Source organism: Streptomyces sp. x-19 (assembly GCF_046549115.1).
Lineage (GTDB): Bacteria > Actinomycetota > Actinomycetes > Streptomycetales > Streptomycetaceae > Streptomyces > Streptomyces albulus_C.
The window spans coordinates 60,375-83,999 of sequence record NZ_JAJPWK010000029.1 but is presented as its reverse complement, the minus strand read 5'-3'; the positions used below and the strand labels follow the sequence as shown (position 1 = coordinate 83,999).

Sequence of the window (23,625 nt, the reverse complement as noted above, 5' to 3'; positions counted from 1 at the left end):
TCACGCAACGCATCACGCAACGCATCCAGCTCGGCCCGCTCCGGGGTCGGGGCATCCACCCACGGCCACCACAGCTCCACCGCCGTGAAGCCCGCCGCCCGCGCGGCCGCAGGCCGCTCCAACAACGGAAGCTCGGTGAACAGGATCGACAGATTGACGTTGAAGCGCGTGTCCGTGAAACCCATAGGTCCCGGCGCTCCTTCCGGATAGCGGATTTCTGTTTTTGCTTTACGGGATGTTGGTGGGGCCGGGCGCGACCGTCAAGCCGCGCCCGGCACATCGTCCGGATCGGGTCCGGAAACCGACCCCTCGATCAGACCTTGAGCGGCTTGATCGCAGTGGGGGCGTGACCGGGCTCGGTCGCGACCTCTTCCCACTCGTTGACCTTGTCGATCTCCGCGGCGGCCATCGAGATGTTGGTGATCCGCTCCAGGATCGCCTCGACGACGACCGGGACGCGGTGCTCGGCGGCCAGCTTCTTGGCCTCCTCGAAGGCGGCACCCAGCTCGCTGGGGTCGGTGACCCGGATCGCCTTGCAGCCCAGGCCCTCGGCGACCTTGACGTGGTCCACGCCGTAGACGCCCAGCTCGGGCGAGTTGATGTTCTCGAACTCCAGGTTGACCTGGAAGTTGATGTCGAGGTTGCGCTGCGCCTGGCGGATCAGGCCCAGGTACGCGTTGTTCACCAGGACGTGGACGTAGGGGATCTTGTGCTGGGCGCCGACCGCCAGCTCCTCGATCATGAACTGGAAGTCGTAGTCACCGGAGAGCGCGACGACGGGGGTCTCCGGGTCGGCCTTGGCGACGCCCAGTGCGGCCGGGATGGTCCAGCCCAGCGGGCCGGCCTGGCCGCAGTTGATCCAGTGGCGCGGCTTGTAGACGTGCAGCATCTGCGCGCCGGCGATCTGGGAGAGCCCGATGGTGGTGACGTAGCGGGTCTCCGGGCCGAACGCCTTGTTCATCTCCTCGTAGACGCGCTGCGGCTTCATGGGGATGTTGTCGAAGTGCGTGCGGCGCTGGAGCTGGGCCTTGCGCTCCTGGGTGGAGGCGGCCCAGTCGCTGCGGTCGGGCAGCTTGCCGGCGGCCTTGAGCTCCTTGGCCACCTCGACGAACAGCTCCAGGGCGGCCTTGGCGTCCGAGGCGATGCCGTAGTCCGGGGCGAAGATCTTGCCGATCTGGGTCGGCTCGATGTCCACGTGGACGAACTTGCGGCCCTGGGTGTACAGGTCCAGCTTGCCGGTGTGGCGGTTGGCCCAGCGGTTGCCGATGCCGAGGACGAAGTCGGACTCCAGGAAGTTCGCGTTGCCGTAGCGGTGCGAGGTCTGCAGGCCCACCATGCCGGCGTTCAGCTCGTGGTCGTCGGGGACGATGCCCCAGCCCATCAGGGTCGGGATGACCGGGGTGCCGGTCAGCTCGGCGAACTCAAGCAGCAGGTCGGACGCGTCGGCGTTGATGATGCCGCCGCCGGCGACGATCAGCGGACGCTCGGACTCGTTGAGGAGGGTGATCGCCTTCTCGACCTGGGCGCGGGTCGCGGCCGGCTTGAAGGCGGGCAGCGGCTCGTACAGGTCCGGGTCGAAGTCGATCTCGGTGAGCTGGACGTCGATCGGCAGGTCGATCAGGACCGGGCCGGGACGACCGGAGCGCATCAGGTGGAACGCCTGCTGGAAGACGCCGGGGACCTGGGCGGCCTCCATGACCGTGGTCGCGGCCTTGGCGACCGGCTTGGCGATCGAGGCGATGTCGACGGCCTGGAAGTCCTCCTTCTGGATCACCGCGGTGGGCGCCTGGCCGGTGATGCAGAGGATCGGGATGGAGTCACCGGTGGCGGAGTAGAGGCCGGTGATCATGTCGGTGCCGGCCGGACCCGAGGTGCCGATGCAGACGCCGATGTTGCCCGGGTTCGTCCGGGTGTAGCCCTCGGCCATGTGCGAGGCGCCCTCGACGTGGCGCGCCAGCGTGTGGTCGATCCCGCCCGCGGCCTTGAGGGCCGCGTAGAAGGGGTTGATCGCCGCACCCGGCACTCCGAAGGCGTTGGTAATGCCCTCGCGCTTGAGGATCTCCACCGCCGCGCGGGCGGCTGTCATTCGAGGCATCGAGTACTCCTGCGTCGACCTGTCACGGGCTGGCCCGACCGAAGGGGTCGGACTTAATTCCGCATCATGGAATTAATGTTTTGCTTTATGGAAGGAGAACGTAGAGCGAGAGCTTCGACCCGTCAAGGGGGGTTTCCGGCACGGCCGCCCCGCCGGACGTGCGACGAGCCCGAGAAGCGCCGGTTGGCGGGCGGTGGACCGGAGTCCGGCGGGGCCGCACCCGCGGCACGGGCGGCCGTCCGACCCGGCAGATGCACGGCCCCGCCCGCCCCCGCGCGTACCGTGGGCGGGTGGACCGTGCGCGCGACCGACTACAGGCCGTCCTGGAGGCCCTGCCACGGGCGGCGATCGTGCAGGGCGGCGACGCGCACGTGGTCGCCGTCAACCGCCGATTCATCGAGATGTTCGCCCTCGACGGGGTGGACCACTCCCCCGGTGCACCGCTGGGCCCGATCGTCGACGAGGTGGCCGGCCGGTTCGCGGTGCGCCCGGACCCGACCGCCGCGCGCACCACCGCTCTGGCGGCGCGCCGAGTGCACCGCGTCGCCGAGTTCCCGCTCGCGGACGGCCGGATCATCCGGCGCGAGACGGCGCCGCTGTACGACCCGGACGGGCGGCCCAGCGGAACGCTGTGGACCGCCGAGGACGTCACCGAGACCAAGCGCCGCGAGCAGGCCCTGCACCGCGCCAACGCGGCGCTCGCCGAACTCGCCCGCCGGCGCAACGAGTTCCTCGCCTCCGCCTCGCACAACCTGCGGACCCCGCTGACCTCCGTCCTGAGCTTCTGCGACCTGCTCGCCGACCCGGCCTCCGGTCCGCTCGGGCCCGAGCAGCGGGAGTTCCTGGCCGCGATCCGGCGCAACGCCGAGCGCATGGCGTCGGTGATCACCGCGCTGCTGGAGACCGCCGTGCTGCGCGAACCGCGGCGCCGGCTGGAGTGCGCCGCGGTGGACGTCGGCCGGCTGGTCGAGCACGCCGTACTGGATCGGATGCCCACCCTGACGGCGGCCGGCGTGTTCACCGTGCTGCGCTGCGAACCGGGGCCGCCGCTGCGCGGTGACGAGCACCGGCTGGCGCAGGTGCTGGACAACCTGCTGGAGAACGCCGCGAAGTTCACGCCGTCCGGCGGCCGGGTCGGGATCGACGCCGCGCCGGACGGCGACGCCTGGCGCGTCGAGGTGACCGACAGCGGCATCGGCGTACCGGCCGAGTACCGCGAGGAGATCTTCTCCGGCTTCGTGCGGGCCCCCAACGCCGAGCACGGCGGCTTCCCCGGCACCGGCCTCGGGCTGGCCTTCAGCCGCGACATCGTGCGCCGGCACGGCGGCGACCTGACGGTCTCCGACGCGCCGGGCCGCGGGGCGGTCTTCACCGTGCGGCTGCCGACCGGGGGGCCCGGACCGGACGACGACACCGAGGAAACGGACGGGCCGTGACCCGGATCCTGGTGGTCGAGGACGACGCCGACGTGGCGATGGCGCTGCGCACCCTGCTCACCAGGGCCGGCTACGAGGTGCTGGCCGCCGCGGACGGCCGCGCGGGCCTGCGCCGCCTCTTCGCCGACGACCCCGACCTCATGGTGCTCGACGTCGGGCTGCCCGGTCTGGACGGCTGGCAGGTGCTGGAGCGCACCCGGGACCTGACCGACCTGCCGGTGCTGCTGCTCACCGCGCGCGGCGCCGAGCGCGACCGGGTGCGGGGCCTGCGGGCCGGCGCCGACGACTACCTTCCGAAGCCGTTCGGCAACGACGAGCTGCTGGCCCGGATCGAGGCCCTGCTGCGCCGCGCCGGCCCCGTGCGCTGGGCCGGCGCGGCGCACGGGGAGGCGCTGCGGCTGGTGCCCGAGCGCCGTTCGGCGGTCTGGCGCGGCGAGGAGGTCCGGCTCAGCGACATCGAGTACCGGCTGCTCCAGGTGCTGGTCCGCAACCGGGGCCGGGTGGTCACCACCGACCAGCTGCTCGACCAGGTCTGGGACGATCCGCAGGGCATCGGCCGGGACCGGGTGAAGTTCGCGGTGCTGCGGGTGCGGCGCAAGCTCCAGCAGGCCGCGGGCGGCCCGGACACCGACCCGATCGAGGCGGTGCGCGGACTGGGCTACCGCTACCGCGGCGACGGGGCCGGGCACGCCTGACCGCGCCCGGTGCCCGTACAGACCGGGACCGCCGGGACGGCCGACCGCGGTCGGCCGCGGGGTGGCGGACGTCCCGCCCGCACCGGGACCAAGGTCCCGCGCCGCGGCACGGCGAAGGTCCCCTCCTGCGGGCCGAGGCGGGAAAGCAACCCTCGGGCAACCGAACGTCAGCCGTCGCGGCAACGGACGGCGGCGACCGTGGCGGACGTCCCCGCCGCCCCGTCCCCTGGGAGTCGCCTTGTCCGCCCTGCCGCCGCGCAGTGTCGCCGTCGTCCTCGGTACCCGCCCCGAGCTGGTCAAGCTCACCGAGCTGATCCGGCTGCTGGGCCCCGCCGCCCACGTCGTGCACACCGGGCAGCACTACGACGAGGAGCTCTCCGGCCGCTTCCTGGCCGAGTTCGGGATTCCCGAGCCGACCCGTCTGACCGGCGTCGGCGGGCAGCCGCGCGCCGTGCAGATCTCGGCGGCGCTCGGCCAACTCGATGCGGTGTTCCAGGCCGGGCCGACCCGGGCCGTGGTCGTCCAGGGCGACACCAACGCCGCCTTGGCCGGCGCACTGGCCGCCAACGCCCGCGCGCTGCCGCTCGTCCACGTCGAGGCCGGGCTGCGCAGTCACGACCGGAACATGCCGGAGGAGCACAACCGGGTGCTGATCGACCGGCTCGCCGACGTGCTGTGCGCGGCGACGCCGCAGAACCGCGACAACCTCCGCGCCGAGGGCGTCCCGGCGGACCGCATCGCCGTCACGGGCAACACCGTGGTCGAGGCGGTGCACCGCCAACTCCCCTCCGAATCCGAGCGGTTGGCGCAGTTGACCCGGCGTGGACTGACCTCCGACGGCTTCGTCCTGGCCACCGTCCACCGGCCCGAGAACACCGACGACCCGGCCGCGCTGCGGGCCGTGCTCGGCGAGTTGGCCGCGCTCGCGGCCGAAACTCCGGTCGTGCTGCCGCTCCATCCGCGCACCCGGGCCCGCGCCGAGGCCGCCGGGCTGACCGATCTGCTCACCCCGCTGCGGGTCACCCGTCCGCTCGGCTACCGCGACTTCCTCGCGCTGGCCCGGCACGCGGCGCTGCTGGTCTCCGACTCCGGCGGCGTGCAGGAGGAGGTCACCGTGCTGGGCCGGCCGCTGGTCGTGGTCCGCAACTCCACCGAACGCCCGGAGGCGATGGGCGACTTCGCCACGCTGGTCGCGCCGGGACCGGCGCTCGGCCGGGCCGCACGGGAGCGTCTGGCACTGGGCGCGGCCGGCCGCGCCCGCCTCGCCGCGCGGCCCAGCCCGTTCGGCGACGGCCGCGCCTCGCACCGGATCGCCGGCCTGCTGACCGGCCTGGTGGCCGAGCGGACCGCACCGTACGCCGCGGCCGCCTGACCCGCCCGCCCCAACGCGCCCCGGAGTAACCCGTGTTCGACAGTCTCCTGCTCTTCCTCTTCCCCTTCGTGCTGCTCGCCTGCTTCCTGCTCTACTGGGCCGGCGCCCGGCACGCCTACCGTCACCGCCCCCGCACCGAGGCCGGGGATCCGACCGCGCTGGACTGGCATTTCTTCGTGCCCTGCCGCGACGAGGAGGCGGTGGTCGGCGCCACCGTCACGCAGTTGCGCGGCGACTTCCCCGCCGCCCATGTGTGGGTGATCGACGACGACAGTGACGACCGCACCGGGCACATCGTCGCCGCGCTCGCCGAGGAGGACCGCCGGATCCACCTCGTCCGCCGGGTGCGTCCCGACGCCCGCACCGGCAAGGGCGACGCCCTGAACGCGGCCTACGACCAACTCGGCGAGTTCCTGCCGGCGGACGCCGACCGCGCCGGGGTCGTGGTGTGCGTGGTCGACGCCGACGGGCGGCTGGATCCCGGGGCCCTCGCCGCGGTGTCGGGACCGGCCGGCTTCGACGATCCGGAGGTCGGCGGGGTGCAGGTGGGCGTCCGGATGCGCAACGTGGACGAGCGCCGTCCGCTGCCCGAGCGCGGCCGGGTCCCCAACGCCCTGGCCCGGCTCCTGGTCCGCGTCCAGGACATGGAGTTCGCGGTGTCGAACGCGGGGATGCAGCTGCTGCGGGTGCGCACCGGTTCGGTCGGACTGGGCGGCAACGGCCAGTTCACCCGGCTGTCCGCCCTCGACCGGATCGCCGCCGTCGAGCGCCGGCCCTGGAAGCGGGGCGCACTGCTGGAGGACTACGAACTGGGTCTGCACATGATCCTCGCGGGCTACCGGGTCACCCACGTCGCCGACACCTGGGTCTCCCAGGAGGGGCTGCCGCGCCTGCGCCGACTGCTGACCCAGCGCACCCGGTGGGCCCAGGGCAACCTCCAGTGCGTCCGCTACGCCCCGCGCATCGTCTCCTCGCGCCATTACGGCGGCCGGGGCGTACTGGAGACGCTCTACACCTTCTGCCAGCCGGTGGCCCACCTGGTGACGCTGGCGCTGACCGCGGCGCTGCTGGTGCTCGGCGGATGCGGGGCCCTGGTCCTGTGGCCGGTGGCACCGGTCCTGGCGGTGCTCGCCGTCGGCCCGTTCGTGCTGTGGGGTCCGGTGTACCGTCGCGACCACGCGCCGGAGGCGTCCCGCCTGACGGCCGTCCTGTGGGGTCTGGCACTGTGGCTGTACGCCTACCACCTGTTCGTGGTGTCGGCCCGGGGCTTCGTGCGGATGCTGCGGGGCCGCAACGGCTGGGCGAAGACCCGGCGCAACGCGGAGCCGGTGACGGACGGCCCGGTGGCACGGGAGTCGTGACCGCCCTTCAGGCACTACGTCTCACCATCCGGACGTGGAACTGATCACATAGGAGGCGGTGAATGGGCTCGGCGTGATTGGGTAGTCGGGCGCCGGCGGCGCGCACCGTGCTCGGCTGCCGCCGTCTGCCCGATCGATTTTCAGGAGTAACCCATGCCCGCCCCCCTGCCAGCCCCCGCGCCCGCCCCGGCGAGCGGTTCACCGATCTACGAGAGCCTGGTCTCGAAACACGGCGACGTGGTCGCCGAGAGCCGCCGCGTCGCGCAGGAGACCCAGCGGGAGGCCGACCGGCTGCTGCACTTCGCCCCGCGCGACGGCCGGGACTGACCCCGCGCGGGAGGGCGGCCCGGGACACGCCCCGGAACCGCCCTCCGGGCCGCACCGGAACAACACCCCGGTAGCGCGCCACCTTTGACGTTCCGGAACACCCACGGCCCGGCCTCCGCAGTGCGGCATTCCCTCATCGGTATTCCCTCGTCAGCATTCACCGATGAGCAATAGCCCATGAGCAATCGGCAATCGGCAATCGGGCGAACTAGTTGACGCCGTGATCGGCGCACGCACACCGCACGGGCACGATTCCGCATGGTTCGGGCGGCCCGCCAAAAATGCGCCGGGCCCCGCATTCCCCGTCCCTCTCCCTCTTCGCACCGCATCCAAGGCGGCGGAATCACCGGACGGATTGACGACTGGCGACCACGGCTCGGCCTTCTCCCGGGACGCCGCGGACATTCCCCGTCGAGCCTCACCCGGAAATCCAGGACCGTGGCGCCGATCCGGAATTCACCGCGCCCCGGGACGACGAAAGACCCCGCCCCTCCTTCTACGCCGAAGCGGAAGGAAGGGCGGGGTCGCGAAGGCTCTACTCCTCGTCCGGAGCCTGCTCCGAGCCGTCCGCCTTGGCTTCCTTGCCGTGGTCGCCGCCCTTGGCTTCCTTGCCGCCCTTGGCTTCCTTACCGCCCTTGTCCTCCTTACCGCCCTTGTCGTCCTTACCGCCCTTGTCCTCCTTGCCGTGCTCCGAGCCGGCGTCGAAGATCCAGGCGTTGCCGCCGTCGTCATTGTTCACGTCCTGGAAGTTCATGGTGCCGGTGTCCTGCACCCCTCCCGTGTGGTCGTCGGCGACGGCGATGCCGACGGGACCGAGGAGGGCAGCCGAACACATCAGTGCGGCAGTGAGTGCAGTGCGCATACGCATGCTGAGCTCCGAAATACGTCGGGGTCGCTAGGACGTCGAATTCATGCCACCAATCCCCGGCCATCACGCCACGAATCACCCGCTCGGCGGTTTGACTCCCTCCTCCGCCCCGGCGTTTTCCAGCGGGTTTTCGGCATCGCACCTATGATGCGCCGCGACCAGCGGCAGGAATGCGCCCCAGGAGGACCGCTGCCGTCGCTGGCGCACCTCTTCGGGCTCAATGGCGCCATGCCGCGACGGCAGCCGATACGTAAGCGGTGGAGTCCCCCGACGGCCGGCCGAGGGCACGTTGCACGCCGTCGGAGAGGTGGGCGTCCAGGCCCCGTCGGATCGGGCTCACCGCCTCCGCGTAGTCCTCCGCCGCGGCCGGCGACCAGCCCTGGCCGCCGGACTTGTCGACGAGGTCGGCGGGGACCGGCCCGGGCAGCAGGTGATGCGCGACCGGCTGCTGGACCTGCTGCTGCTCGCCACCTTGCGGACCTGGTTCGACCGGCCCGCGGCGCACGCACCGCCGTGGTACCGCGCGATGGACGTCCCGGCGGTGGGCCGCGCACTGCGCCTGCTCCACGAGGACCCGGCCCCGCCCGTGGACCGTGGCGGACCTCGCCGCCGGAACGGGCCAGCCCCGCGCCGCACTCGCGCGCCGCTTCACCGCACACGTCGGAGAACCCCCGATGACCTACCTCGCCTCCTGGCGCATCGGCCTGGCGGCCGACCTGCTGCGCGGGACCGGCGCCACGGTCGGCGCGATCGCCCGGAAGGTCGGCTACGCCAACGCCTTCGCCCTGAGCGTCGCGTTCAAACGCCTCCGCGGGACGCCCCCCACCGAACACCACACCGCGGCACCGCACCCGCGGTCGTCACGACCGGCGCGGCCCCCTGGGACGGGCTCGGCGCAGTGCAACTGTGGTGAAACGGCCGGCGAGTGGCCCACGCTCGTCGCCCCGGGTGGGTGGGGATCAGCGGGCGGAGCGCCCGTCGGCCCGGGCCGGCGCGGGCTGCCGCCCGACGCAGAACACCGCGTCGACGAGCCGCTGCTGCGCCTGCTGGAACGCGGCCGCCGTGGCGGCGAAGTCGAGTTGGGCGTCCCCCGTGGTGAGCGAGGCGGTCAGGGTCGTGCCGCCGTCGGCGGTGCCGTACATCAATGCCGCCCAGCCGAAGAAGCCGCCGTTGTGGTGGAAGACGGTGCCGCCGCCGTCCGTCTCCTGCACGAACAGCCCCAGGCCGTAGCCCAGCTTGGGATGCGGCGTGCGCATCTCCGCCAGCAGCGGGGCCGGCAGCAGCTTCCCGGCCATCAGCGCGGAGAAGAACACGTGGAGGTCCTCGGTGGTCGAGATCATGTCGCCGGCGGCGGAGATCCAGGAGACGTTGTAGCGGGTGAGGTCGACCGTCTTCCACTGGCCGGCGTCCTGGAAGGTGTAGTAGCCGTGGGCGTGCGGCGCGGGGATCTCCGGCGACGCGCCCGGCACCGAGGTGCCCGACAGTCCGAGCGGTCCGAGGATCCGCCGCTGCATCTCCTCGGCGTACGGGCGGCCGGTGACCGCCTCGACCAGCAGCTTGGCCAGCACGTAGTTGGTGTTGGAGTAGCTCCAGTCCGTCCCCGGCGCGAACCGCGCCGGCTTGGACAGCGCCAGCCGTACCAGTTCTTCCGGCGGGTAGGTGTGGAACTGGTTGGCCACGAACTCCGGCCCCTGCCAGGGGATACCCGGCGCGAACGTCCCGTCCTCGTAGTACTCGCCGGTGAAGTTGAACACCCCGCTGGTGTGCTGGAGCAGCATCCGCACCGTGATCCGCCGGTCCAGCTCGAACTGCGGCAGATGGTCGGCCGCCGGCGCGTCCAGCCCCAGCTTGCCCTCGGCCACCAGTTGCAACACCAGTGTCGCGGTGAAGGTCTTGGTGCTGCTGCCGATCCGGAACCGCCCGTCGGTCGACGGCTTGGCGCTCGCGCCGAGCCTCCGCACCCCGGCACTGCCGACCCACGCGCCCCGCTCGTCGTGCACGCGCAACTGCACCCCGGCGAAACCGGAATCGACGATCTCCTGGAGGGCCTGCTGCAACTCCGGGCGCTCCGGCCCGGCAACGGCTTTCCGGTCGGTACGGGTGAGGGACATGGCGGGTACTCCTTCTCCTCGGTCGTGCACATCGGTCGAGCGAACGGCTGGCGCAATGTGGGTCATTGGGTCGATCCGCAGGACACCGCCGCCGTACGCGACCTCGGCCTGCGCCGCTGCCTTCGCGTCACGGCCCTTCGCGGCATCCGTGGTCCGGACCTCGACGGTGGTGTCGACCCGGTCGCCGGCGATGAACTGGATCCGTCCAGCGGGGAAGTCGACGACGACGGCCACCAACACGGGGGGGGGGGGCGAACCTCCGCATCGTGCGCTCCTTCGATCCACCCGTCGTTTCCAACGACTGAAACGCTACGTTGCATTCAACATTCAAGCAACGATCCCGTTGCGCGTAAATGCCATCACCCCAGGTAGCAAACGCAAAATCATTGCAACGACCCCAAAGCTAACGCAACGATCCCACCCCGTCCGTTGCAATGAACTGAGAGTGAACGCTACGCTGACCCGGCCAGGCGCACCAGGGACCACGCACACGCACGACGTACGACGAAGGAGGCCGAGATGCCGGGCGGCAGGCTCACCCAACAGGAACGCCAACAGATCTCACTGGGGCTCGCCGACGGCCTCGCCTACGCCGAGATCGCCCGCCGTCTCGACCGCCCCACCTCGACCGTCACCCGCGAGGTGATGCGCAACGGCGGCCCCACCGCCTACCGCGCCGAACTCGCCCACCGCGCCACCGAACACCGCGCCCAACGCCGCAGGCACCCCACGCCCCACGGCCCCGACGCGCCCCCGCAGGCCCACGGGCGCGATCCCGAAGCGGTGCGCGCGTACGAGGAGACGTTCACCACTGTCCTGATCCAATCGGGCACCCCCAAGATGAGCGCCCGGGTGCTGACCTGCCTGTGCACCAGCGACACCGGCAGCCTCACCGCCGCCGAGCTCGTCCAACGCCTCCACGTCAGCCCGGCATCCGTCTCCAAGGCCATCGCGTTCCTCGAAAGCCAGGACCTGGTCCGCCGCGAGCGCGACGACCGCCGGCGCGAGCGCTACGTCGTCGACGACGACGTCTGGTACCAATCGATGATGGCCAGCGTCCGTGGCACCGCCCACCTGGCCGAAACCGCACGCCGAGGCGTCAGCGTCCTCGGCCCCGACACCCCGGCCGCCACCCGCCTGGAAAACATCGCCCGCTTCGTCGACCACGTCTCCGAAAGCATCGCCCGCGCCGCCGACGAAGCCCGCGACCTCCTCCACGCGCAACCCGAGCAGGCCCGGGACGCGTCAGCCCGGTAGGCGGGGCCGTAAGCGCACACACCACCGGCAAGCGACAGGGGCGGGGAGGCAGCACCCTGCCTCCCCGCCCCGACTCCCCCACGGGATCGTCGTACCCGGCGGGACTACCTCGCGCGGATCGCGAACGGCAGCGACCGGTAGGAGAGCGACGTGTCACCGTTGCCCACCGACAGGCCCGCCTCCACCTTGGCCACGGGAGCGGCCGGCGCGACCGCCAGCCGCAACCGGTAGACGGCGGTGGCGCCGGGGGCCAGCGGCTTCTTGGCGGTCGGGACCAGTGCGGCGCTCATGCCGGGGTCGCAGCCGCTCGGCACCAACGGCACGTGCTGCCAGCCGCGTTCGGGCACGTACTGCTGCAGCACCAGGTCCTTGGGGGCCACATAGCGGTCGCCGCCCTGGCCGTAGGCGGAAAACCCGGCGTTGAGCTCCGGATAGGCCCGCTTGGTGGTGTTCTTGACCCTGAGGTCGAACTCCTTCGCCGCCCCGCCGCGCACCAGGCCCGCACCGTCCGACCACCCCGTGACGCTGGTGGTGGGCCGGTCGACGACCGTACTGCGCGTCGGCGCGCGGTAGGTGTGGCCGTGGCCGTCGTCGACCGAAGCGGCAACGTCCAGGCGACCGGGACGGTCGATGGCCTGGACCCGGAGCGCCACGGTGGCGGGGCGGCCGGGGCTCGCCGCCGCCGAGACGGGGAAGGAGAACCTCCCCTTGTTCGGACTGTCACTGCCGGCCGATTGGACGTCCAGGTCGGCCCAGCGGTGCGTCTTCGCGTCGTACCGCTGCATCAGGAGGGAATCGGCGATGAAGCCGTGCGTGGTGACGTCCAGGTGGACGGTGCCCTTGGCGACCGGGGTGCGCAGGGTGACGTTCGAGGACGACCACAGGCCGATCGGCGCCTCCGGAGCGAGGCCGTAGGCGAGCTTCTGCGCCGCGTTTCCGGTGACGGCCGTGGCCGGGGCCGCCTCCGTCGCCGCCGCAGCGTGCGTCCGCTGCGCCGCGGGCGCCCCTGCCGCCGTGGCCGCACCGCAGTTCGGCGCCGACCGTGCCCCCGCCGTCGCCGCCACGGGCACCGCCTGCCCGGGGGCCGCCGCCCCGATCACCAGGGCCAGTCCGGCGACCACCATCGCCGCGGAGCCGACGGTCGCCTTCCGCGCGCTCATCGACTGTCGCGCCATACGTGTCATATTGCCCCCACTTCGTACGGGACACACCAGTGTGCATCTCCGTGAGTGAGGAGTCGAATCTGCCGGACGAGGTTGCGGCGAACTCCTGAAATGGCGGGTTTCGACGGGAAAGTTACGCACCCGGAGCGATGCACGTCCGTCAACGTTCAGACGGGGTGCGGCCCTTGTCGACGAAGCGACCCGGCGTCCGGACCCGGACCCAGCGACCTCACGACCCCAGCAGATCGGACAGCGCATCGTCAACACGGTGCCCGGAGAGGCGGAAAGCCCCCTCCGGGTGGGCGCCTTCACCCACCACGCCCGGCCTTGACGTGGCAGCATCCGTGGCATGCCAGACGCCAGCCCACACCGGTTCCAGGCAGGTCGGACCGGACTCATCGTCAGGATCCCGCAGGCGGAACCGGCCGTTAGCGCGTGGCGTGAACGGTTCGACCCGTCAGCCCGAGCAGGGGTTCCCGCGCACATCACCGTGGTCTTCCCGTTCCTCGACGGGAGCCGCGTGCAGGGGCGGGTCCACCGGGCCCTCGCCGAGGTGCTCGGCGGTCATCACGCCTTCGACGTGCGGTTCGCACGCTGCGGGCGATTCCCGGGAGTGCTGTACCTCGCGCCCGAGCCGGACGCGCCCTTGCGGCGCCTCACCGAGGCGGTCGCCGAACGGTGGCCCGAAGCCCCTCCCTACGGCGGTGCCTTCACCGAGGTCATACCGCACCTGACCGTCGCGGACGGCCAGGACGACACCGTCCTGACCGAGATCGAGACCGCCCTACACACCGAACTCCCCTTCACGGCCCGGGTCTCGTCGGTGGACCTGATGGTGCACGACGGCGCGAAGTGGCAGCTACAAGCGACGTTCGACCTCCCGGAGACCCCACGACCCGGTCGCGAGTGATCTTCCGTCAGACCTCCCGTGAACCGTGACGCCCCTCATCTCGCCGCACGCATGACGTGGTCGATCGCGGCGGTGACGTTCTCGGCGACATGGGTTGGGCCGGAAGGAATCCTCAACCCACGACTGTCTGTTCGACACCCAGACGCCACGAAGCCCGAGCCCGTGATTCTGAGCCGCGGTCGGTCTCGGACATCGAACTTCGCGCATGAGCCAGATCGCGCGGCATGACGACCAAAGCACCCGCGTGACATCGAATAGGGTGACGAACTGGCAACGGCGAGGGCTCCATAGCGTTCCCTCACGGACCAGAAATACGAGAACAACGGGGAATCGGGGGATCACGTCGACCACGAAAGTCGACCCATCCGTACTGAGTGCGGCCGCTGGACACGGCGAAGAGATGCAAGCCGACACCGGGGCCGCCCTGGGTAGTTTGAGCACGCACCACCAAGCCGTGCCGAGGCAGGCCGAAGGCCTCGACATGGTTGCGGAACGGCTCAAATTCATCAGTCCTGACACAACCGATTCGAGAATGCCGAGAAAGAACGTACCGGTGGTGCGGGCCTCCCAACACGAAGACGGGATCCCCGCGGGCGACATCGTCCTGGTGGGTAGCCCCGGAACGGGAGCCCAAAAAGCCTCGCAGTCTGATGTCGGAGCAGGTCACGTGTGGGTGAGTGCGACAGGCAGCGCCCCGGTGACCCACGCCCCGCCCAACTACGAACTCGTCCTCGCTGGCGCCATTGCGTACAGCATGCACCACCCGGAAAAAGCCTTCTTCCAGGCTACGAGGTGAAAATGATGCGCCGACGAACTTTTCCTCTCATAGCCATCATCGTCATCCTCGCATCGAGCAGCCTCAGCGCCTGTTCTGTATTGCGCGACGGGGAGCCCAAGGCAAATATCGGCATCCCGCAGGCCGTCAAACAGGTCGACTCGGTTCTGGACCACACCTTCAAGGCTGTACGACCCGCCGACAGGGATTGGGGCCTTCGCCGCGCAACCGGACCGCGCGTGTCCTAGTGCGCGGATGTCCAGCGGATCGGCATCCCCCGAAAGTGTCCGGGCGATGACTAGGCGCTGGATCTCGCTGGTGCCCTCGAAGAGGGTGTAAATCGCGGCTGTTACTAGCTACATCATCCGGCAGCCTGCCAATTCACCAGGCTGACCTGGGCATTCTCCCGCCACGCTGTGCGTTCAGCCAGGTTCACTGGAGCTTCGGTCGGGTCCGAAGTGCAACCGCGTCTCCCAAATTCCTCCCAGGCGGACCCCGCCTCCGCAGGCTGGCCCACGCCCCTCCCCGACGCCTTCGCCCTTCACCGTGAGCCTCGGACACCCAGCGGGATGTCATGCCCCGGATGCGGAAGGCCTCACCCCAATGAGCGACCATCTGCTTCACGCACCCCGAGAACCAGATCATCTGAGACGGTGGCCCAGATCTTTGGGGGCAAGGGCAGATGGTCGATCGCTGTCGGCGTCTGCTGTTGTCGGCGGGGCAGGAGAGACAGCCGGTGGACATCCGTCTCACTGAACAGGGTCGGCTGCAACTGGCTGCTGACATGGCTAGGACTGACGGCGTGCGAAGAGGAGCGCACCGGGAACGCTCTCGTCGAGGTCGATCAGCATTTGGGCCTCGACGGCGAACCCGGCATCGCTTAGCCAGGCCGCCACTTGGCCAGGCTGGCGACGGTGAACGTGGACGTTCATCGGGTGGCCGCCGTAGCCCCGCGTCTTCAGCCTCGACTCGTCGCCGACGTGAAAGCCGAGCAGCAGTGGTCCGCCGGGACGCAACACACGTTTGAAGTGGCCGAAGACCTTGGGCACTGCTTCGTCGGGGATGTGAATCAACGACCAAAATGCGAGCAGGCCGACGACTGAAGCATCGGCGAGGTCGAGGTCGGTCATCGAGCCCACCTCGAACCGCAGGTGGGGGTGGTCACGCCGAGCCACGTCGATCATCACGGATGAAAGGTCGATGCCGAAAGCGTCCACACCCAGCTCGTGCAAGTGAGCGGTGACGTGTCCAGGTCCGCAGCCCACGTCCGCCACCAGCCCACCACCAGTGGCGTGCACCAAGTCGGCGAACAGCGCCAGAGCCGCCCGAAGATACGGCGCCCCGGCCAGAGCCTCGCGTAGTTGGTCGGCATAGCTGACCGCGACCGTGTCGTAGGAGGTCCGGGTCTCTGCCAACCAGCGGTCCGCGTTCATGGCTCGACAGAGTAGTGCAGCGATCAGGATGACGAACCAGAGCAACTGAGATCAACGACGAATCAGACCAGGTCACTTGAGACGGAGACCAGTTCCTTCGAGACGGGACAAGTAACGCGGATGTGATGCGATCACGGACGGGCTGTCCTGTGCCACCGGATCTTGATCACGTGCCATCGCAGCTTGATCGGGCAAGAAGCCTCCGGCCGCCAGCGCAGCACTCACCGTCGCACTCCAGGCCGTCTGCCACGACCCTCTCGGTGACACGGCACCCCACGGCATCGCCGAAGAGTGGAACCGCGCCGTACACACCGACGACGCCATCGCCTCCATCCTCGTCAGCTACGCCCAGACGACCATCGTCGTTCTCGACGTCATCAACCTCAGCTCCTAGGCCCGCGGTCGGCGAAGCTCGGCGCGAGCTCATCCGCAAGCCTAAGGAGCCACCTGAAGCTGCTCACTGTGCAGCCAGGTGAAGGTGCGATCCGGCTCAAGCCGCGCATCTCCCCAATGAATCGCATGGATCCCGCTCTCCGCCGAGGCCGTGAAGAACACAGAAACGAGCCTCGTCGAAGACCCCAGCGCCTCGAAGGCCTCGTGCAACTCCTCGTACCGCGGCGTCGTGTAGTCGGCGTCGAGCGGGAAAAGGCCCTCCTGTTCCCCAGGCCCATGGCCCAGCAAGAGCCGGCGGCGCGTGGGTGACGCGTCAGATGCCAATCGGGCACGCTGTAACGGACGAGGGCGATCGGCGTATTTGAAGGGGAACAGTGCGTGATCGTTAATGACGGCGTACTCGAACCCACGTACTTCGCGAACAGCTTCGCCTAGTTCACGCGCGAGATCCGCCAGCAACTCCCGCACCGCCTCCGACAGCGTATGGCCGTAAGGACCGCGCTTCTTCAAGTCCGCGGTGGCGTGAGTCGCCTGAGCCCGCACATGAGCCATTGCCAACTGCTCCGGGATCGCCCCGACGAGCCTGCCGGCATGCCGCCCGAACCGCTCCACGGCCCAATCCGATGGCTCACGGCCATCCCCCGGCACGGACACGAAGAATCCCCCTCCCTGATCGCTTCGCTCCCGACCTGTGTGACATGGGCCAGAAGCAGCGGCAAGGAGGCGAACCGGACACCTGACTCAAAGGGCCCGTTCTGCGCCGCCGCGCAGAGGCGTACCCACGTTTGAGCCAAGGAATAAACTCCGGCGGAGTGAGCGACGACTTCCCCGACGACCTGGTGTGTAGCTGCAGCGCGACCTCCGGCAGGCCGACGCCAACCTCAAGGCGTATCTCCACGAGCGCCCCCACGCACCAAAGCCCGTCGACGGCAGGCACGACAAGCCCGGCGCAGGCTACTGGCTCGAACGCCGCCTCGAGGCGTCCCCCGGCTGGATCGACGACGAGCAGCAGACCGAGGCCCCTTCAAAGACCTGGACCTCTCCGACGTCGCCGACTACGTTCGCGGTGGCCCCAAGGCGAAAGAAGACAAGGTAAAGCAAACAATCGTATCCGCGATTATGAATCTCACCCCCCTTTGTCGGCGACACAAAGAGGATCGCGGAACTCCGGTCAGGACAGGACTCCGTTACCGGAGAGCACCTCTCGCCCGGCGACCGAATCATCGGTGCCACCATCGTCCTACGCTGGATCAAGGCCGGAAAGACGGCCATCAGAGCCGAGGAAGTGGTCAAGGCCGTAGGGAACGAGAAATCGTTCAACCGAATCGGCAACATTCGCTGGGGAGAAGGCGGCGGAGGGAAGACCGTACTCGGAGACCCCTACAAGACACCTGTAACCGACGACCTGCGCGAACTCGTCAACCCCGGAGGCGGGAAAATCAACTGCTCGCGTGCGTCCTGGGAGTCGAGAGGACCCTCGACGGTGCCCCAGCCTCCGCCCTGCCTAAGTTAAGACGAGGAAGCATCGTGGAACTCGAAAAATACTTCCCCGGCAAGAAGTTCGTCAACGGGTCGCTTTCCAATATCGTGAAGGACGTCAAAACCGGCGGTGACGGAGCGCGGGGTATCGTCTTCGGGCTTGACAAGCGCGGCGGCCACGTATTCAACGTGATCAACCGCGACGGAGACTTGGTATTTTTGGATGCGCAGAGCGGTCACGCGACACCACCGGATACACGAACTATCAACTCATGAGGACTAAATGAGCCTGAGCCGATCCGCAGCATTGAAGGCAGCGGAAGAGCTGCTCACACAAGAAACGAGCCCCTACGACCTTCCCCTCAAGCTCGATACAGAACTGGTGATGGAGAAGGACGGGATCCTCGTCGTCCCCTACAACTCCGAGCAATACCTCGAAACCCGCGACGCCCGCCACATGCTGCTCGACTGCTGGCCCATCCTGGTAGACCTCACCACTGGAGAAGCCCGTCTGGGAACAATCGACGAAAGAGCCCCCTGGGGCGAATAGCACTCCCCTGCAGGCCACTACACCACCAGACCGGCGTCTCCCCGACACCTCGCGCATGAAACCGACGCCCGCCAACACGTCGGCCGACGACTGACGGCGGCATCAAGGCCCCGTCTAACAGGCTGGGCCTTTTTCATGGTCTGGGCCAAGCGGTTACCGACTCCTTTCGGGAGCACCGCCAGACATCACCGGCAACCACGACCGCGGCGCCCGCGCTCCGTTTGGATCACCAAGCTCGGCCTTTCAGGCGATTGATGGCCTCCACGCGAGCCAGGCGGCCGACACAGGGGTACGGCGAATCAGCAAACCGCCACCCGGAGCCCCCGCGAGGAGAACGGCCATGTACGCAGCAATCCGACGCTACGAAGGGGTGACCAATCCCGCCGAAGCAGCGCGTCTCGTCAGCGAGGGGTTCGTACCGCTCATGCGCCAACTCCCCGGCTTCGTGGCCTACTACTGGATCGACGCCGGCAACGGAGTGATGACCTCGACCAGCATCTTCCAGAACCAGGCCAGCGCCGAAGAATCAGTCTCCACCGCGGCGGACTTCGTGCAGCTCAACCTCGCGTCACTGCTCCCCAACCCGCCCCAGGTCACGGCCGGCGAGGTCGTGGCGTCCGGGTGAAGAGACGACCTCCCGGGGGCTGAGAGAGACCCGCCCGCCCCCAAGGAATCACGCTGTGGTCGCCCGGCTGAGACCGCCGGTGCCTCTTCACGAAGGAACCGCGCCGGGCGCCGGCGGTAGTACAACGAGCGCGCCCACTGCTCCCGCGCATCCTCTGCGGCCGATGTCTGCCGCGACAACCACACCCCACCGGGTCAGTGGGTGACGTGATACCACAGCTTGTAGTGCGCGCCATCCCAGGTGAAGGAATGCGTCCCCTTGCCCCCTCGGATGGTCACCTCCCCCAAAACATCCCAGTCATCGAAGGCATCCACGTCGACGAGCCGCAGCTTGATCTCCTTACGGAAAAGTAGCGAGAGGCTCAGATCTTTCACGTCCCCGGTGTTCATCGACCCGATGCCCGTGCCGATTTGCCAGTCGGGATCATCAGAGTAGGCCGACTTGAACTGGATGCGAAGCTTGTCAGCCCCCATCACGGACTCGGTTTCGAAGCACTTGATCTTCGTCAGGTGCAAATCAGGCATAGCGTGCCCTTCTCGCTGATCGTGTAGCGCCGGGGCGATCCTGCAACCGCCCCGCCAAGCGCATTCCAATGACTCGAGATCACCATCCCAAGACTCCACCAGCATGTCGTTAGCGCTCAGTACACAAGTCACTTGGCTGTGCGCGCACTCCGCCGATGCGCGGCCTGGCGACCACGGGGCTCTTGAGGTGACGGTCCAACAGCAGCTGACGCGTCCAGTCACCCGAAGTGGCCGACCGGTGGGGCCTACAGGCGCGCGAAAGCCCCGCCCGAGCGGGCGGGGCTTTCTGTACATCCAGGCTCAGACGGTCACGGCTTCCTCGCGCGCGAACACCGCCGGGCACCGCCGGCAAATCCATGACCGCGACCACCTGGCCCGCGCATCCTCAGCAGCCCGCGCACGCCGCGACAACCAGAAGCCCACACCCACACCACCAGCCAGCAGCACGACCCCCGCAGCCACACCGCCCGTCACCAGCGCCACGACGCCAAGTGCGCCGGCCACCACCGGATACAGCCACTGCAGCCGGTACTCGGCTGGCTCCGCATACCGCTCCCTCAAATCCGACTCCGCCGGCAACGAAGCGACAAACTCCGGCAGATGCAGAACCCGGCTCGACTCCTTGCAGCGCGGACACCCGAGCGCCATAGACCCTCCTCAGGGCAGAAGAAAGCAGCCTGCCAGCAGCAGGCGGCGGCAGACAGGGCGCAAAGAGGTCAACGGGGCGCACACAGAGGCGAGTTCGACCGGACTCCTCGTCTCCGGCATCTTCATCTGGTCCGCCCCCTAATGTGAGGCACCTATCCGAAGAGGCCGTTCCCTGCCGTTGGCTGTCCCTGACTACCTGTCAGGTCTCGGCTTCGGAGGCGGGCGAAGGCAGTGTGGCTCGGACAGTTCGGGAGGAACTCCTTGATCCGCTGAGCGCATTCGCGTGGGCTCGTTGTACTGGTGTTGCGCTCCAGGTCGTAGTCGCCGTGGCTGTGGCTGTGGCTGTGGCTGTGGCTGTGGACCAGGTCGTACTGGTGCGCTCACCGCCGCCGACACCGGCTGCTCAACCGCGCCTACCTCCTTTGCAGCCCCAAGTGCGGACGAAGGCGGACATCCCCGCGTCGCAGTCGAGGCTCGCATGGGCCACGTACTGCAGGCCGTAGAGGGTGTCTACTCACATGTGACGCTGCCCATGGAGCTGAGGATCGCCGATCCGTTGCAGGGCCTCTGGGAGGACTCCCTCCGCCCGGTCCTGGATCATCGCGAGTACGGGCCGTTCCCGGAGTTCACGTCTCCCCGCCGCAAGCGATCTCCCAAAAATCTCCCACAAGCCGCTTGAGGCAACCGCATGTCCTGAATGGGCCCCACTCCCGGTGGAGTGGGGCCCATTCAGCTGCGACACTGATCTATGCGCGTCTTCCAGGTGCTTTGCCCTAGCGGATCGGCATCCCCGACAGTGTGCGGGCGATGACCAGGCGCTGGATTTCGCTGGTGCCCTCGAAGATGGTGTAGATCGCGGCGTCGCGGTGCATGCGCTCGACGGGGTACTCGCGGGTGAAGCCGTTGCCGCCGAGGATCTGGATCGCCTGGGCGGTGACCTTCTTGGCGGTCTCGCTGGCGAAGAGCTTCGACATCGAGCCCTCGGCGCTCTCGAACTTCTTGCCCGCGACCGCCATCCAGGAGGCGCGCCAGACCAGGAGGCGGGCGGCGTCGATCTGGGTGCGCATGTCGGCCAGTTGGAAGGCGACGCCCTGGTTGTCGATGATCGGGCGGCCGAACTGCTCGCGGGTCCTGGCGTACTCCAGGGCCTCCTCGTAGGCGGCGCGGGCGGTGCCGACGGCCATCGCGCCGACGGCCGGGCGGGACGCCTCGAAGGTGGCCATCGCGGCGTTCTTGACGCTCCCCCGGCCTCCGGCCGGGGGGACCCCCATGCCGCCCTTGGCGCGCTCGCGGGCGCGGGCCAGTCGCTCGTCGAGCTTGTCCTTGCCGCCGAGCAGGCAGTGGCCGGGGACACGGACGTCCTCCAGCACCACCTCGGCGGTGTGCGAGGCGCGGATGCCGTGCTTCTTGAACTTCTGGCCCTGGGAGAGGCCGGGGGTGTTCGGCGGGACGATGAAGGAGGCGTGGCCCTTGGAGCCGAGGTCCGGGTCGACGACCGCGACGACGACGTGGACGCCTGCGATGCCGCCGTTGGTGGCCCAGGTCTTGGTGCCGTTGAGCACCCACTCGTCCTTGGCCTGGTCGTAGACGGCGCGGGTGCGCATCGAGGCGACGTCGGAGCCGGCGTCCGGCTCCGACGAGCAGAAGGCGGCGACCTTCACGTCGTTCGCGTCGCCGTACATCTGCGGGACCCAGGTGCCGATCTGCTCCTCGGTGCCGTTGGCCAGGACGCCGACGGCGGCGAGGCCGGTGCCGACGATGGACAGGGCGATGCCGGCGTCGCCCCAGAACAGCTCCTCCATGGTCATGGGGATGCCGAGGCCGGTGGGGTCGAAGAACTGCTGGGCGTAGAAGTCGAGGGAGTACAGGCCGATCTTGGCGGCCTCCTGGATCACCGGCCAGGGGGTCTCCTCGCGCTCGTCCCACTCGGCGGCAGCGGGGCGCATGACGTCCGCGGCGAAGCCGTGGATCCAGTCACGGACTTCCTTCTGCTCGTCGTTGAGTTCCATGGTGAACTCGGCCATGTCCCCTCCAGTGGTGCGTACAGCCAGCCGTTACTTGCGGTAACCAGAGTGTGTTACTCGTGAGTAATGGATGTCAACTCCTCCCGGCCGCCGATTTGGCGGTGGAGATCTCGCGAAGTTCGGGCATCACCGAGTCCGGGTGTTACGTTGCGCGAGCGCCACGGATTCACAAGGGTGGGGAGCACGACCATGGACAGCATCGACAGCGCCGGGCGGACCGGCACGGAGCGGCCCGCCGGCACGGAACGAGCCGGCACCGACGGCGGCGACCGGCAACGCAGTGCGACCGAGCGCAGACGCCGGGAACTGTTGGAGGCCGCCGAACGGATCGTGCTGCGCGACGGCCCGGAAGCGTCGATGAACGCCATCGCCGCCGAGGCCGGCATCACCAAGCCGATCCTCTACCGGCACTTCGGCGACAAGGGCGGCCTCTACCGCGCGCTCGCCGTCCGGCACACCGACGCCCTGCTCGCCAACCTCCGGGCCGCGCTGGACGCCCGGGTCGTGCGCCGGGAGCGGGTCGAGGCCACCCTCGACGCGTATCTGGTCGCCATCGAGACCCGGCCGCAGGTCTACCGCTTCCTGATGCACCCGGCGGACGAGGACCACCCCGCGGAGTCCGGCTTCGACGTGGGCCGGCACTCCGCTCCCCTGCTGCGCCGGCTCGGCGAGGAACTGGCCGAGGTGATCGCCGAACGGCTCGACCTGGGGCCGGAGGGCGCGGAGCGGGCCCGGGTGTGGGGGCACGGCATCGTCGGCATGATGCACGCGGCCGGTGACTGGTGGCTGCGCGAACGCCCGTGCTCCCGCGAGCAGTTGGTGAGCCACCTCACCGATCTGTTGTGGGGCCAGCTGGCCACCGTCAAGGACCTGGCCGGCGGCCCCGGATTCTGATCGCGGGCGGGCCGGCGTCAGACCGGCGCCGCCGCCCGCTCCTCCGTCGCCGCGGCCCAGGGCGCCCGGGTCACCGCGCGCAGCGCCCGGCGGCGGCGCAGGCCGGTGAGCCGGTCGACGTAGAGGCCGCCCCCGAGGTGGTCGCACTCGTGCTGGAGGCAGCGGGCGAAGAAGCCGGTGCCGGTCACCGTCACCGGTGCGCCGGTCAGGTCGAACCCGGTCACGACGGCGTGGTCGTGACGCGGCGTGCCGGCCTCGATGCCGGGCAGTGACAGACAGCCCTCGGGGCCGCGGACCACCGGCCCGTCCGCCTCGACGAGGCGGGGGTTGACGACGTGCCCCAGGTGCCGGCGGTCCTCGTCGTCGGGGCAGTCGTAGACGAACACCCGGAGCGGGACGCCGACCTGGTTGGCGGCCAGCCCGACGCCGTTCGCGGCGTACATCGTCGCGTACATGTCCTCGATCAGCGCGGCCAGTTCGCCGTCGAATGCGGTGACCTCCGCACAAGGGCGGGTGAGGACGGGATCGCCGTACAGGCGCAGCGGTCGGGGGCGGCCGGAACTGCCGGGGATGGTGCGGTGGCGCATGGGCCCAGCGTACGGGCCGGGGCTCGCGGATCACGTCACGGAGGTGGCGGAGTTCGGGCCGGACGCCGGATCTCGATAGGCTGATCCCCGACCGAAGC

At 69.5% G+C, this 23,625-nt stretch carries 24 protein-coding genes and 2 pseudogenes; 14 read left to right on the top strand and 12 right to left on the bottom strand.

Annotated features, from left to right (window positions below; genetic code table 11):
* A pseudogene (locus ACLJT4_RS37065) lies at positions 1-185 on the bottom strand (hydroxypyruvate isomerase); the annotation flags it as partial.
* Between the two features lie 128 nt (positions 186-313).
* A complete protein-coding gene (gcl, locus tag ACLJT4_RS37060) occupies positions 314-2,095 on the bottom strand; it encodes a glyoxylate carboligase (RefSeq protein ID WP_016574397.1) in 1,782 nt (593 codons plus the stop codon).
* A gap of 290 nt (positions 2,096-2,385) precedes the next feature.
* On the opposite strand from gcl, the gene ACLJT4_RS37055 reads away from it, so the two are divergent.
* From ACLJT4_RS37055 to ACLJT4_RS37035, 5 genes are all read left to right on the top strand, one after another.
* The gene (locus tag ACLJT4_RS37055) at positions 2,386-3,531 is read left to right on the top strand and encodes an ATP-binding protein (protein WP_411129340.1); all 1,146 of its coding nucleotides are present in this window, start codon (positions 2,386-2,388) and stop codon (positions 3,529-3,531) included.
* Positions 3,528-4,226 (top strand): response regulator transcription factor, encoded by a 699-nt coding sequence (locus ACLJT4_RS37050; RefSeq protein WP_411129338.1) that lies wholly within the window; start codon positions 3,528-3,530, stop codon positions 4,224-4,226. Before ACLJT4_RS37055 ends, ACLJT4_RS37050 begins: the two co-directional genes overlap by 4 nt.
* Positions 4,227-4,464: 238 nt before the next feature.
* The gene (gene wecB, locus ACLJT4_RS37045; protein ID WP_411129336.1) at positions 4,465-5,598 is read left to right on the top strand and encodes a non-hydrolyzing UDP-N-acetylglucosamine 2-epimerase; all 1,134 of its coding nucleotides are present in this window, start codon (positions 4,465-4,467) and stop codon (positions 5,596-5,598) included.
* 32 nt (positions 5,599-5,630) lie between these two features.
* Positions 5,631-6,959: a glycosyltransferase family 2 protein gene (locus ACLJT4_RS37040; RefSeq protein ID WP_411129334.1), complete on the top strand. Its 1,329-nt coding sequence runs from the start codon at positions 5,631-5,633 to the stop codon at positions 6,957-6,959.
* Positions 6,960-7,112: 153 nt separating this feature from the next.
* The gene (locus tag ACLJT4_RS37035) at positions 7,113-7,286 is read left to right on the top strand and encodes a hypothetical protein (RefSeq protein ID WP_020930342.1); all 174 of its coding nucleotides are present in this window, start codon (positions 7,113-7,115) and stop codon (positions 7,284-7,286) included.
* A 535-nt stretch (positions 7,287-7,821) separates the two neighbouring features.
* Here ACLJT4_RS37035 and ACLJT4_RS37030 read toward each other — a convergent pair.
* A complete protein-coding gene (locus ACLJT4_RS37030) occupies positions 7,822-8,154 on the bottom strand; it encodes a hypothetical protein (protein WP_411129332.1) in 333 nt (110 codons plus the stop codon).
* Positions 8,155-8,371: 217 nt separating this feature from the next.
* Complete coding sequence (locus ACLJT4_RS37025) at positions 8,372-8,659, bottom strand: hypothetical protein (protein ID WP_411129349.1); 288 nt, start codon at positions 8,657-8,659, stop codon at positions 8,372-8,374.
* On the opposite strand from ACLJT4_RS37025, the pseudogene ACLJT4_RS37020 reads away from it, so the two are divergent.
* Positions 8,561-9,008: pseudogene (locus ACLJT4_RS37020) on the top strand (helix-turn-helix transcriptional regulator); the annotation flags it as partial. The gene ACLJT4_RS37025 and the pseudogene ACLJT4_RS37020 overlap by 99 nt on opposite strands.
* 105 nt (positions 9,009-9,113) lie before the next feature.
* Here ACLJT4_RS37020 and ACLJT4_RS37015 read toward each other — a convergent pair.
* Positions 9,114-10,265, bottom strand: a complete 1,152-nt coding sequence (locus ACLJT4_RS37015; protein WP_411129330.1) for a serine hydrolase domain-containing protein — start codon at positions 10,263-10,265, stop codon at positions 9,114-9,116.
* A gap of 519 nt (positions 10,266-10,784) precedes the next feature.
* Between ACLJT4_RS37015 and ACLJT4_RS37010 the strand changes: the two genes are divergently transcribed.
* Positions 10,785-11,522, top strand: coding sequence for a helix-turn-helix domain-containing protein (locus tag ACLJT4_RS37010; RefSeq protein ID WP_411129328.1), 738 nt, complete (start codon positions 10,785-10,787; stop codon positions 11,520-11,522).
* A gap of 104 nt (positions 11,523-11,626) precedes the next feature.
* On the opposite strand, the gene ACLJT4_RS37005 is transcribed toward ACLJT4_RS37010, so the two are convergent.
* A complete protein-coding gene (locus ACLJT4_RS37005) occupies positions 11,627-12,697 on the bottom strand; it encodes a hypothetical protein (protein WP_411129326.1) in 1,071 nt (356 codons plus the stop codon).
* 337 nt (positions 12,698-13,034) lie between these two features.
* On the opposite strand from ACLJT4_RS37005, the gene ACLJT4_RS37000 reads away from it, so the two are divergent.
* Both ACLJT4_RS37000 and ACLJT4_RS36995 read left to right on the top strand, forming a co-directional pair.
* Positions 13,035-13,595, top strand: a complete 561-nt coding sequence (locus tag ACLJT4_RS37000; protein ID WP_411129324.1) for a 2'-5' RNA ligase family protein — start codon at positions 13,035-13,037, stop codon at positions 13,593-13,595.
* Positions 13,596-13,995: 400 nt separating this feature from the next.
* Positions 13,996-14,391, top strand: coding sequence for an alpha/beta hydrolase (locus ACLJT4_RS36995; RefSeq protein WP_411129322.1), 396 nt, complete (start codon positions 13,996-13,998; stop codon positions 14,389-14,391).
* Positions 14,392-15,158: 767 nt separating this feature from the next.
* Here the strand turns inward: ACLJT4_RS36995 and ACLJT4_RS36990 are convergent.
* Both ACLJT4_RS36990 and ACLJT4_RS36985 read right to left on the bottom strand, forming a co-directional pair.
* Positions 15,159-15,803 carry a class I SAM-dependent DNA methyltransferase gene (locus tag ACLJT4_RS36990; protein ID WP_411129320.1) on the bottom strand — a complete coding sequence of 215 codons (645 nt, stop codon included), beginning with the start codon at positions 15,801-15,803 and terminating at the stop codon, positions 15,159-15,161.
* 435 nt (positions 15,804-16,238) lie between these two features.
* Entirely contained in the window at positions 16,239-16,808 is a 570-nt protein-coding gene (locus ACLJT4_RS36985; RefSeq protein ID WP_411129318.1) for a hypothetical protein, read from the bottom strand.
* Positions 16,809-17,319: 511 nt separating this feature from the next.
* On the opposite strand from ACLJT4_RS36985, the gene ACLJT4_RS36980 reads away from it, so the two are divergent.
* The 4 genes from ACLJT4_RS36980 to ACLJT4_RS36965 all read left to right on the top strand — a co-directional run bounded on the left by ACLJT4_RS36980 (position 17,320) and on the right by ACLJT4_RS36965 (position 18,850).
* Positions 17,320-17,709 carry a pre-toxin TG domain-containing protein gene (locus ACLJT4_RS36980; RefSeq protein ID WP_411129347.1) on the top strand — a complete coding sequence of 130 codons (390 nt, stop codon included), beginning with the start codon at positions 17,320-17,322 and terminating at the stop codon, positions 17,707-17,709.
* Entirely contained in the window at positions 17,640-17,951 is a 312-nt protein-coding gene (locus tag ACLJT4_RS36975; protein WP_411129345.1) for a toxin glutamine deamidase domain-containing protein, read from the top strand. Before ACLJT4_RS36980 ends, ACLJT4_RS36975 begins: the two co-directional genes overlap by 70 nt.
* A gap of 7 nt (positions 17,952-17,958) precedes the next feature.
* Positions 17,959-18,225, top strand: coding sequence for a YrhB domain-containing protein (locus ACLJT4_RS36970; RefSeq protein ID WP_411129316.1), 267 nt, complete (start codon positions 17,959-17,961; stop codon positions 18,223-18,225).
* Positions 18,226-18,565: 340 nt separating this feature from the next.
* A complete protein-coding gene (locus ACLJT4_RS36965; protein ID WP_411129314.1) occupies positions 18,566-18,850 on the top strand; it encodes a hypothetical protein in 285 nt (94 codons plus the stop codon).
* 194 nt (positions 18,851-19,044) lie between these two features.
* Here ACLJT4_RS36965 and ACLJT4_RS36960 read toward each other — a convergent pair whose 3' ends face one another.
* From ACLJT4_RS36960 to ACLJT4_RS36950, 3 genes are all read right to left on the bottom strand, one after another.
* Positions 19,045-19,374 (bottom strand): hypothetical protein, encoded by a 330-nt coding sequence (locus ACLJT4_RS36960; RefSeq protein WP_411129312.1) that lies wholly within the window; start codon positions 19,372-19,374, stop codon positions 19,045-19,047.
* Between the two features lie 300 nt (positions 19,375-19,674).
* Entirely contained in the window at positions 19,675-20,022 is a 348-nt protein-coding gene (locus ACLJT4_RS36955) for a hypothetical protein (protein WP_411129310.1), read from the bottom strand.
* A 773-nt stretch (positions 20,023-20,795) separates the two neighbouring features.
* A complete protein-coding gene (locus ACLJT4_RS36950) occupies positions 20,796-22,046 on the bottom strand; it encodes an acyl-CoA dehydrogenase family protein (RefSeq protein ID WP_411129308.1) in 1,251 nt (416 codons plus the stop codon).
* 189 nt (positions 22,047-22,235) lie between these two features.
* Between ACLJT4_RS36950 and ACLJT4_RS36945 the strand changes: the two genes are divergently transcribed.
* Positions 22,236-22,940, top strand: a complete 705-nt coding sequence (locus ACLJT4_RS36945) for a TetR family transcriptional regulator (protein WP_411129306.1) — start codon at positions 22,236-22,238, stop codon at positions 22,938-22,940.
* A 17-nt stretch (positions 22,941-22,957) separates the two neighbouring features.
* Here ACLJT4_RS36945 and def read toward each other — a convergent pair whose 3' ends face one another.
* Positions 22,958-23,527, bottom strand: coding sequence for a peptide deformylase (def, locus tag ACLJT4_RS36940; protein WP_275461479.1), 570 nt, complete (start codon positions 23,525-23,527; stop codon positions 22,958-22,960).
* Between the last annotated feature and the right edge of the window lie 98 nt (positions 23,528-23,625).

Coding starts and splice junctions, on each gene's coding strand:
- ACLJT4_RS37015 (WP_411129330.1), bottom strand. CDS start 10,265: ATGTCCCTCACCCGTACCGACCGGAAAGCCGTTGCCGGGCCGGAGCGC.
- ACLJT4_RS36970 (WP_411129316.1), top strand. CDS start 17,959: ATGAGCCTGAGCCGATCCGCAGCATTGAAGGCAGCGGAAGAGCTGCTC.
- ACLJT4_RS36955 (WP_411129310.1), bottom strand. CDS start 20,022: ATGGCGCTCGGGTGTCCGCGCTGCAAGGAGTCGAGCCGGGTTCTGCAT.
- gcl (WP_016574397.1), bottom strand. CDS start 2,095: ATGCCTCGAATGACAGCCGCCCGCGCGGCGGTGGAGATCCTCAAGCGC.
- ACLJT4_RS36950 (WP_411129308.1), bottom strand. CDS start 22,046: ATGGCCGAGTTCACCATGGAACTCAACGACGAGCAGAAGGAAGTCCGT.
- ACLJT4_RS37035 (WP_020930342.1), top strand. CDS start 7,113: ATGCCCGCCCCCCTGCCAGCCCCCGCGCCCGCCCCGGCGAGCGGTTCA.
- ACLJT4_RS36990 (WP_411129320.1), bottom strand. CDS start 15,803: ATGAACGCGGACCGCTGGTTGGCAGAGACCCGGACCTCCTACGACACG.
- ACLJT4_RS36945 (WP_411129306.1), top strand. CDS start 22,236: ATGGACAGCATCGACAGCGCCGGGCGGACCGGCACGGAGCGGCCCGCC.
- def (WP_275461479.1), bottom strand. CDS start 23,527: ATGCGCCACCGCACCATCCCCGGCAGTTCCGGCCGCCCCCGACCGCTG.
- ACLJT4_RS37010 (WP_411129328.1), top strand. CDS start 10,785: ATGCCGGGCGGCAGGCTCACCCAACAGGAACGCCAACAGATCTCACTG.
- ACLJT4_RS36960 (WP_411129312.1), bottom strand. CDS start 19,374: ATGCCTGATTTGCACCTGACGAAGATCAAGTGCTTCGAAACCGAGTCC.
- ACLJT4_RS37030 (WP_411129332.1), bottom strand. CDS start 8,154: ATGCGTATGCGCACTGCACTCACTGCCGCACTGATGTGTTCGGCTGCC.
- ACLJT4_RS37005 (WP_411129326.1), bottom strand. CDS start 12,697: ATGGCGCGACAGTCGATGAGCGCGCGGAAGGCGACCGTCGGCTCCGCG.
- ACLJT4_RS36965 (WP_411129314.1), top strand. CDS start 18,566: ATGTACGCAGCAATCCGACGCTACGAAGGGGTGACCAATCCCGCCGAA.
- ACLJT4_RS37000 (WP_411129324.1), top strand. CDS start 13,035: ATGCCAGACGCCAGCCCACACCGGTTCCAGGCAGGTCGGACCGGACTC.
- ACLJT4_RS36995 (WP_411129322.1), top strand. CDS start 13,996: ATGCAAGCCGACACCGGGGCCGCCCTGGGTAGTTTGAGCACGCACCAC.